General features: G+C 58.0%; 10 protein-coding genes. All 10 read left to right on the plus strand.

The window, feature by feature from the left end; translation table 11 throughout:
- The first annotated feature begins 3 nt into the window (after positions 1-3).
- On the plus strand, positions 4-1,050 hold the full coding sequence (rlmN, locus tag HY011_18245) for a 23S rRNA (adenine(2503)-C(2))-methyltransferase RlmN (GenBank protein ID MBI3424881.1): 1,047 nt from the start codon (positions 4-6) through the stop codon (positions 1,048-1,050).
- 10 nt (positions 1,051-1,060) lie between these two features.
- Positions 1,061-1,366 carry a hypothetical protein gene (locus HY011_18250; GenBank protein MBI3424882.1) on the plus strand — a complete coding sequence of 102 codons (306 nt, stop codon included), beginning with the start codon at positions 1,061-1,063 and terminating at the stop codon, positions 1,364-1,366.
- 169 nt (positions 1,367-1,535) lie between these two features.
- Positions 1,536-1,733 (plus strand): hypothetical protein, encoded by a 198-nt coding sequence (locus HY011_18255; GenBank protein ID MBI3424883.1) that lies wholly within the window; start codon positions 1,536-1,538, stop codon positions 1,731-1,733.
- 164 nt (positions 1,734-1,897) lie between these two features.
- A complete protein-coding gene (locus HY011_18260; protein ID MBI3424884.1) occupies positions 1,898-3,211 on the plus strand; it encodes a DUF2157 domain-containing protein in 1,314 nt (437 codons plus the stop codon).
- Positions 3,208-3,732, plus strand: coding sequence for a GDYXXLXY domain-containing protein (locus HY011_18265; protein ID MBI3424885.1), 525 nt, complete (start codon positions 3,208-3,210; stop codon positions 3,730-3,732). Before HY011_18260 ends, HY011_18265 begins: the two co-directional genes overlap by 4 nt.
- Before the next feature lie 34 nt (positions 3,733-3,766).
- A complete protein-coding gene (locus HY011_18270; protein MBI3424886.1) occupies positions 3,767-4,342 on the plus strand; it encodes a Uma2 family endonuclease in 576 nt (191 codons plus the stop codon).
- Between the two features lie 8 nt (positions 4,343-4,350).
- A complete protein-coding gene (locus tag HY011_18275) occupies positions 4,351-5,772 on the plus strand; it encodes a hypothetical protein (GenBank protein MBI3424887.1) in 1,422 nt (473 codons plus the stop codon).
- 40 nt (positions 5,773-5,812) lie between these two features.
- Positions 5,813-7,384 carry an L-aspartate oxidase gene (gene nadB, locus HY011_18280; protein ID MBI3424888.1) on the plus strand — a complete coding sequence of 524 codons (1,572 nt, stop codon included), beginning with the start codon at positions 5,813-5,815 and terminating at the stop codon, positions 7,382-7,384.
- A gap of 90 nt (positions 7,385-7,474) precedes the next feature.
- Positions 7,475-8,236 (plus strand): Uma2 family endonuclease, encoded by a 762-nt coding sequence (locus HY011_18285; GenBank protein MBI3424889.1) that lies wholly within the window; start codon positions 7,475-7,477, stop codon positions 8,234-8,236.
- Between the two features lie 414 nt (positions 8,237-8,650).
- Positions 8,651-8,908: transposase (locus tag HY011_18290; GenBank protein ID MBI3424890.1), on the plus strand; the 258-nt coding region annotated here is incomplete at its 3' end.

Below are 8,908 nucleotides of genomic sequence, written 5' to 3' on the forward strand. Positions count from 1 at the left end.
GAAATGTTGCTCGGCAAAACAGAAGCGGAGTTGAGCGCGCTGGCGCAACGACTCGGCGAAGCGTCCTTTCGCGGCAAACAGCTTTATCAAGCGCTCTATCAGCGGCGCGTACTCGATTTGGCGCAGATGACCAATTTGTCAAAACCGCTGCGCGAAAAGCTGAGCCAGTCCGCGCAAATCACCCAAACAGAGATCGTCAACGTCTTCACTTCGACTGATGGTACGCGCCGGTACTTGTTGCGGCTGGGCGATGGGCAGGAAGTCGAGGCCGTCTTTATGCCCGAAGAACGCCGCGACACCATCTGCATCAGTTGTCAGGTCGGTTGCGCCGTGGGCTGTAAGTTTTGTATGACCGCGCAACTCGGCATCAAGCGCAATATGACAGCGGGCGAAATCGTGGCGCAGGTCATCATCGTGCTCAACGATGTTTACGGCGCGGGCGGCGAATTGCCGCACGGCACGAACCTGGTCTTTATGGGCATGGGCGAAAGCTTCCTGAATTACGACGAAGTGCTGCGCGCGATTCGCTTGCTGTGCGACAAGCGCGGTTTGAACATTAGTCAGCAACGCATCACGGTTTCAACCTCCGGCATCATCCCGAAGATCGTGGCGTTCGGGCAGGAAGAAGTCAGGCCACGTCTGGCGATTTCGCTGTCCGGCACGACCGATGAACAGCGCACGCGGTTGATCCCGCTGAACAAACGCTATGGACTGGCTGAGTTGATGCAAACGTTGCGCGAGTATCCGTTGCGCGAACGCGAGCGGCTGACGTTTGAATACGTGATGCTGGATGGGGTGAACGACAGCGACACCGATGCGCGGCGCTTGGCGAAACTGATTCGCGGTTATCACCTGCGCGCCAAGGTGAATCTGATCCCGCACAATCCCGCGCCGGAGCTGCCGTTTCAATCCTCGCCGCCCGAACGCATCCTGCGCTTTCAGGCGATTTTGAATGAACACGGCGTAGACGCTTTCATCCGCCGTCCGCGCGGGCAGGACATTTCCGCCGCGTGCGGGCAATTGGCGGCGCGGCAACAGGCGCTGGCTTGAAAGGAGAGTTATGGCTGAAATCACGGTAGATTACCTCGAAGGGCTGGCAGTCAAGCTGCCCGCCGAAGAACAAAAACAATTGATCGAACGCTTGAAGTTTCGTTTGGCGGCTAACGAAGGCATGCTAACGAACGGCGCCCAACTGCATTCAGTGCCGGACTTGGAGCAAGCAGTTTTCGGCGCCGAACTCGAACGCAAACCGCGAGATTTATACGGCATCTGGCGTGGCCAGGTTGATGAGGATTTCGACATTGACAAGGCTCTGTACGAGATCCGCCACGAATGGGAAAAGGGGCTTGAGGAACTTGGGCGATGAATGGCTAGTACTCCATCAAGCTGAAAATGAGGGATGTAGGGCGGGATTTAATCCCGCCCTACATCCCGGATGCGCTCTCAGCATCCATCACTTACAGCTTGATGGAGTACTAGGTGGCTGATACGCACGCGTTGTTTTGGTATTTGCTTCAAATCCCAAGCTCAGCGTGGTGGCCCGATCAGCTTTCGATGAAGGCGCGCGGGGACAGGCCCTGATCCACTTGCCAGCCATTGTGCTGGCCGAATTGTTTTACCTGAATAAAAAATTGGGCGCGCCACTGGATTTCCCCGCGACCTTCGCCTTGTTGGCGGCCAGCACACAATTCGTCTTTGTGCCATTTGAAGCGGCAGAGACGTTGACTTTTTGAACAGCACACGGCAGCGCCGGAGATGCACGACCGGATGATCGTCGGGGTGGCCTTACGGTTGGGCGTGCCTTGCCTTACTTGCGACAGCCAAATTGTGAAGAGCCAGTTGGTAAAGATCGTCTGGTAGTTTTTCGGCTGGTAGCGTTGCCAGCAAGGTTCAACAAATGACCAGCACACCAAACCGTTCCGCCAAATTCCGCGCCGCCCTCAAAGCCGAACTCCTCGCCTGGGTGCAAGACGGCCTCGTCAGCGCCGAGAGTGCCGAACAGATCACGCAGCGTTACCAACTCGACAAACTCGAAAAGGAATCATCGCGCCTGCTGGCCGCCGTGCTGTTCACGCTGGGCAGCCTGTTGCTGGGCGGCGGCGTCATCAGCTTCGTCGCCGCGCATTGGGAAGAGCTGCCGGTTGTCGTGAAGGTCGCCTTGGTGTTCGCCTTGCTGCTGGCCTTTCATCTGACCGGATATTGGCTGCGCTTCAAACGCGCTTCGCCGCGCCTGGGGCACGCCCTATTGTTTTGCGGCAGCTTGGTGTTTGGCGCGAAAATCGGGTTGATGGCGCAAATCTTTCACGTCAGCGGCGAATGGTATCGCGCCTATCTGGCTTGGGGCGTGGGCGCGCTCGTGATGGCGTGGGCAGTGCGCAGTTGGCTGACGGGCGTGCTGGTGTTGGTCACGACCTTTGTCTGGTTCGCCGGCTTTGCCGAGGATTCACACGAACGCGCGGCGACGGTCTATCCGTTCTTGCTGGCCGCCGCGTTGTTGCCGTTGGCTTGGCGCACTGGTTCGCGCGTGCTCTCTACGCTGACGTTTTTGGGAATCATCTGCGCCTTGCCTGTGTTGGCCGGGATCGAAAGCGAGGCGGGGATGAACGTGTTGTTGGCGCTGCTGGCGGGCGGTTTTGTGACTTGGGCAGCGGGCGAATTTCAACGCACGACGGGCAACCAGCCGGAATTCGGCAATCCTTTGGCGATGTTAGGGGTCGTGGTGTTGGCGGGATGCACCTATGTCTGGTCGTTTCATTACGTGTGGGATCACGGTTGGGCGCAGCAATGGCGGGCGCTTTACGGGCTCTTGCCTACGGGCGCAGCCCTGGCGCTCGGTGTAGCCTTGCTTGTGCAAAGCTGGGCGTCGCCCCGCAGCACGCGGCTCTTTTCATACACCGTTTTGCTGGCGCTGTTGCTCAGTATCGCCGCGGTTGTTTTGGGCAAAGGCCGGGTTGCCTGGCCGACGGTCGCGATGAATCTGGCGGCCTTGCTGTTTGCCGCGCTTAGCATTGGCAAAGGCATTGCCGATCAGCGGCGTTTGGCGTTCTGGGCGGGCACGCTGTTTTTGGTGCTGCTGATTCTGTCGCGCTTCTTTGAATACGAAACCGGCTTGCTGCTGAAATCGGCGGCCTTTATTGGTTGCGGCGCGCTGATTCTGGTTGCCGGAATCGGTTATGAGCGTTGGTTGCAACGGCGGGAGGTGCAAGCATGAAAAAGACCGCACTTGGTTTCGCTTTAGCGTTGGCCATGCAGTTGCTGATCCTGCTGGCCGTGCCCGCGCAAAAAATGTACACGCGCGCGACCGGGCGCGACGTGGTACTCAAGGTCATGCCAGTTGATCCCTACAGCCTGCTTAGCGGCTATTACGTCACGCTCGGTTACGAGATCAATAATTTCACGGCGTTCCCGAATCACGAACAATTCAATGAACGCGGCGCGACCGTTTATGCCATTGTGGAACGGGGCGACGATGGTGTGTGGCAACCGGTGGTGCTCGCCAAAGACTTGCCCGCCAGTTTGCCGTCGAATCAAATCGCGTTGCGCGGACGCACGGATTATGGCCGCATCGAATACGGCATCGAAGAGTTCTACCTTCCTGAAACCAAACGCACGGCCATCGCCGACGATTTGCGCCAGCATCCGGCGGCGGCGCGGGTGGACGTGAAAGTGGACGGGCGGGGGAATGCGGCGCTGGTGCGCTTGCGGATTGAGGAGCGTGTCTATGATGACTGAACTCGCAGCTCAATGTGAAAGGAAGATTTCAAGCATGGGTTTAGCACAACGAGTTTCTTATCTCTCAGTTGAAGATTATCTGAAATATGAAAAAGACAGTCCGGTTAAGCACGAATATGTGGATGGGCAGCTTTATGCGATGGCGAGAGCGAGTAAACAGCATGTTCGCATTGCCGGGAATCTCTTTAACCGGCTAGATGATCACCTGGCTGATGATCGGTGCGAGCCATTTATCTCGGACATGAAAGTCTATGTCAGCGAGACGCTGTTTTATTATCCAGATGTGGTTGTCACCTGCGATGATCCTGACCCTTACTATCGCCGTGAGCCTGTCTTAGTTGTCGAAATTACCTCGCCTACCACTGAACGCATTGATCGCAATGAAAAACTGCCTGCCTACAAACGCATCAAGAGCCTGCGCGAAATCCTGTTGGTCGCGCAAGACCGCGTGCAGCTTGAAATTTACCGGCGGCAACCCGATGGCAGTTGGCAAACTGAGGTGCTGACCGATTTGAATGAAGAACTGCATTTGCAATCGGTCGGCTTGACGCTGGGCGTGGCCCAGGTTTATCGCCGCGTGCAATTCGATCAACTGACCGCAGCCGATTGAGCCTTGTTATGCGCCCAGGAACACCCGCGAAATTTGCCGCCCTGCTGACTTGCGTTCTCTTACTTTGCTTTGGGCACACCTGCGTTGCCGATGCCCAGATCGCCGAATTTACGCCGGGCAAAATCATCGAAAAAGTTTCCTGCCTGACCGATGCCACGCAAAGCTACGCGTTGTATTTGCCTTCGAACTATTCACCTAACAAAAGCTGGCCGATTTTGTATGGCTTCGATCCCGGCGGACGCGGCGGGCAACCGGTCGAGTTGTACAGCGAAGCGGCAGAGAAATTCGGCTGGATCGTCGTCGGCTCAAACAACTCGCGCAACGGCCCCGGCGTGCCGCTGTCGAACATTCTGAATGCGCTCTGGCGCGATACGCACGACCGCCTGGCGCTGGATGAGCGGCGCGTCTATGCGACCGGCATGTCGGGCGGCGCGCGTGTCGCCGGGATGCTCGCCCTCAGTTTGAAAGATCAGGTCGCGGGGATCATCGCTTGTGGCGCGGGTTTTCCCGCCGAACGCGGGCCTAGCAAAGAAATGCGCTTTGCCGTCTTCGGCATCGGCGGACTCGAAGATTTCAACTTAATCGAACTGCATCAGCTTGATGCCGCGTTGAGCAAAGCAGGCATGACCCACCAAATCTTGATGCACGACGGCGCGCACACTTGGCCGCCCAAGGTCGCGCTGGCCGAGGCGGTTGAATGGATGGAAGTGCAGGCCCTGAAAAATAACCTGCGCCCCAAAGACGAGAAACTTGTCGCCGACCTTTATGCGCAAGGTCTCAAACGGGCACACGATTTTGAAGAAGCGGGCAAGCCGTATGACGCTTTCGTGCGTTATGAAATGCTGGCAAGCAGCTTCAACGGCTTGCTCGACAGTGCCGAAGCAGCCTCGCAAGTGCAACGCTTGAAAAACACCAAAGAAGTGCAAGCGTCGCTCAACCAACTGAAACAGGCCGACCGTATGCAGGAGCAGCGCATGCAGGAGTTCATGGCAGCTTTGCAATCCATGAGTAGCGACGAAACCCGCACGCTGGCGCTCGGTTCCGCCAAACGCCTCGCCGCACAATTGCGCAAGCAGGCGGCGGATACACAACCCACGACCGACCGCATCGTCGCGCGCCGCTTGCTGGGACAGTTTTCCGTCACCGCCTCTGAACAGGCGAATGAAGCCATGTTTCGCAAGGATTACGACCGGGCGGCGGGTTATCTCACGGTCGCGGCGGAAATCCGCCCCGATAATCCGCAAATCTGGCTGCGGCTGGCGGCGGCCTGTGCGCAAAGCGGCGGCAAAAAGCCCGCGTTGGACGCACTCAAACAAGCGGTCGCGCACGGGTTTACCGATGCCGCACGGTTGGAGCAATCCCCCGAATACGCGGTGTTACAGCAAGAGAAGGAATTCAAGGCGCTGGTTCAACAGTTAAAAGCCAAGTGAGTTTGGCAGCGGCTTCGTACCAGCTTCAAGATAGACCGCCATGCAAACAACACCTGATTACATCGTCATCGGCTCCGGCGTCGCCGGTTTGCGCGCTGCTGTCGAACTTGCTCGGCATCTCCCGCCAGAGGGTCGCGTCATCGTGCTGACCAAAGATCGCCTCGACGAATCGAACACCGAATACGCGCAGGGCGGTGTGGCCGTCGCGCTCTCGGACGATGACGAGATTGATTTGCACGTCGAGGACACGTTGATTGCGGGCGCGGGCCTGTGCGACGAAAAGGCTGTGCGTGTGCTGATTGGCGAAGGGCCGAAATACATCACGCAACTGATCGAATGGGGCGCGCAGTTTGACCGCGAGGGGGCAGAGTTGGCCTTCACACGCGAGGCGGCGCATTCGCGGCGGCGCATCCTGCACGCGCGCGGTGATTCGACCGGACGCGAGATCGTGCGTTCGTTGATCGCGCACGCCAAAAAACAGCCGAACATTCAATTGACAGCGCACGCGGCGACGGTCGGGTTGATTGTTGAAGACGGACGTTGCATCGGTGTGCGGTTCATTGACCCCAATGAAAGCATGCGCTGCGAGTTGTATGCGCGCGCGGTCGTGCTGGCGACGGGCGGCGCGGGGCAAATCTTCGCGCAAACGACCAACCCCAGCGTCGCCACGGGCGATGGCATGGCGATGGCGTATGCGGCGGGCGCGGTGATGGGCGACCTCGAATTCGTGCAGTTCCATCCGACCGCGCTGGCCTTGCCTGATGCGCCGCGCTTCCTATTGAGTGAAGCCCTGCGCGGCGAGGGCGCGATCCTGCGCAACCACGCGGGCGAGGCCTTTGCCAAAAACTACGACGCACGCGGTGAACTGGCTCCGCGCGACATCGTGGCGCGCGCCATCGTGGCCGAGATGCAACGCACGCAAACCAAATGGATGTATCTGGATTTGACGCATCTGGACGCGGCGTTCGTGCGCGCGCGCTTTCCGGGCATCTATGAAACTTGTTTGCGCTACGGCCTGGATTTAGCCAAAGACCAGATGCCGGTCAGCCCGGCGGTGCATTACGTGATGGGCGGCGTCAAAACCGATACGCACGGCCGCACGACGCTGCCGGGCCTTTACGCGGCGGGCGAAGTTTCATGCACGGGTGTGCACGGCGCGAATCGTTTGGCCAGCAACTCGTTGCTGGAAGGCTTGGTGTTTGGCGCGCGCGCCGGGGCTGCCGCGTTGGAAGATGCTTGGCCTTTGCCAGACAACCAGGAGCCAGAGCCGGTCGAATACGATCTGGCGCAATGGCGGCTGGATCAACGTACCAAAGCCCAAGTGCAGGAATTGATGTGGTGGAAAGTCGGCTTGATACGCCGCGCAGATGAATTGCAGTCAGCCATCACGGAATTGCGCAAACTGGCCGCTGAGAACGTCAACGAACGCACGCGCAATTTCGCCAGGCTGGCGCTGCTGATGGCCGAGGCGGCGTTGTGGCGCGAAGAAAGCCGTGGCGGGCATTTCCGGACTGATTTCCCCGCGCCGAACGATGCGCAGTGGCGCGTGCATTCGGCGCAAGCGCTGGGGCAGGAGATCAGCGCGTTGGCGCGCATCAGCGAGAGCGAATGATTGACGGTGAAAAGACCACGCTCTTATACTCCGTTGTGCCTGTTCAAACACTAGTAGCAGCTTTGTCAGACAGCTTGATTGGAGGAAGTCATGTCACCAGCGTCCGCACAACCAGTGCCACAGCCTGCGACCGAGATGCCATACTCAGAAGCGGAGTACGCGGCTATCATGGAACAACTCATTACGGAAGATGACGAACCCGTGGACAACATTCTCTCAGCCAAACAACAGCGACTACTCACCGAAACGCTTTACAATTCGTGGGATGGCGGCGGCCATAAATTTCTGGCGGAAGCCAATGTCGGGCTCTTCCACGTGATGCGTAACCCGGCCATCGTGCCGGACATGTTGCTGAGCCTGGATGTCGAAGTTCGGCAAGATTGGTGGGACAAGACACAGCGCTCTTATTTCGTCTGGGAATTCGGCAAGCCGCCTGATGTTGTCGTGGAAATCGTTTCCAACACCGTTGGCGGTGAACAGACCGAGAAGAAGCGCAAATATGCCTTGATGCGTGTGCTCTATTATCTGGTCTTTGACCCTCAGCACCACCTCAGCGCTGAGACGCTGACCATTTACCGGCTCGATGGCTTGAGTTATCGCCGCCAAGACAGCCTGTATTTAACCGAAGTCAAACTCGGCGTGGCCCTTTGGGAAGGCGTTTATGAAGACGTGGCCGGGACGTGGCTACGTTGGACAAATGAGCACGGGCTGTTGCTGCCTTGCGGTAAAGAGTTGGTGGAATACGAACGCGTCGAAAAGGAAACGGCATTGGCCGAAAGGGAAACGGCGCAAGCGCGTGCAGAACAATTGGCCGCGCAGTTGCGCGCTTTGGGTATAGACCCCGTGGCGTAGCACGCGGACGCTATTGACCGAAAATCAAAACGCGCGGATGGCTTGTGTGGCTGCCCGCGCGTTTTGCTGTTTCAGCTTATCGTTAAGCTTAGTCGGTTGCGCATATCAGCGAATAGTGGTGACGTTTGGCCTTAGTTAGTATCTGCGTCGCACGCCACACGCAAACCATAAGAATTGAGAGCGTCTGTGTGTGCAGCAGAGTTGCGATAGGCTGTGCGGCATTTGTTAGCAACCGCATTCCACGCTCCGCCTCGCAATACTCGTTGAATGCCTTGATCTGGATCAGTAGCTGGCCCTTTCGGGTTGTCGCTAACTCGCGGCTGAGCGCTCTCACGCGGGCTGGGCGGCGAACTAACGCGCGCCGCACGCGCACTGTGCAACGCACAACCGGAAATCCATCACTCGGATCAAGGCGTGCAATCCGCCGCCACTGATTACGTGGCCGTGCTCAAAAAACGCAACGTGGCAATCAGTATGGCCGCTGTCGGTCACGCGGAAGAAAACGGCTTCGCCGAACGGGTCATCCGAACCATCAAAGCGGAAGAAGTAGCTTTGAACGAATACCCCGATCTGCTGTCAGCGCAGCTTCACCTGAGGCGATTCATTGACGACGTCTACCATACCAAGCGCATTCATTCCTCGCTAGGCTATCTGACGCCGGCAGAGTTCGCT

It is taken from the genome of Acidobacteriota bacterium, from assembly GCA_016196035.1.
Classification (GTDB): Bacteria; Acidobacteriota; Blastocatellia; order RBC074; family RBC074; genus JACPYM01.

Bases quoted from the DNA above. Each gene is read 5' to 3' on its own strand.
- rlmN (MBI3424881.1), top strand. From the start codon at position 4: ATGTTGCTCGGCAAAACAGAAGCGGAGTTGAGCGCGCTGGCGCAACGA.
- HY011_18250 (MBI3424882.1), top strand. From the start codon at position 1,061: ATGGCTGAAATCACGGTAGATTACCTCGAAGGGCTGGCAGTCAAGCTG.
- HY011_18260 (MBI3424884.1), top strand. From the start codon at position 1,898: ATGACCAGCACACCAAACCGTTCCGCCAAATTCCGCGCCGCCCTCAAA.
- HY011_18265 (MBI3424885.1), top strand. From the start codon at position 3,208: ATGAAAAAGACCGCACTTGGTTTCGCTTTAGCGTTGGCCATGCAGTTG.
- HY011_18270 (MBI3424886.1), top strand. From the start codon at position 3,767: ATGGGTTTAGCACAACGAGTTTCTTATCTCTCAGTTGAAGATTATCTG.
- HY011_18275 (MBI3424887.1), top strand. From the start codon at position 4,351: ATGCGCCCAGGAACACCCGCGAAATTTGCCGCCCTGCTGACTTGCGTT.
- nadB (MBI3424888.1), top strand. From the start codon at position 5,813: ATGCAAACAACACCTGATTACATCGTCATCGGCTCCGGCGTCGCCGGT.
- HY011_18285 (MBI3424889.1), top strand. From the start codon at position 7,475: ATGTCACCAGCGTCCGCACAACCAGTGCCACAGCCTGCGACCGAGATG.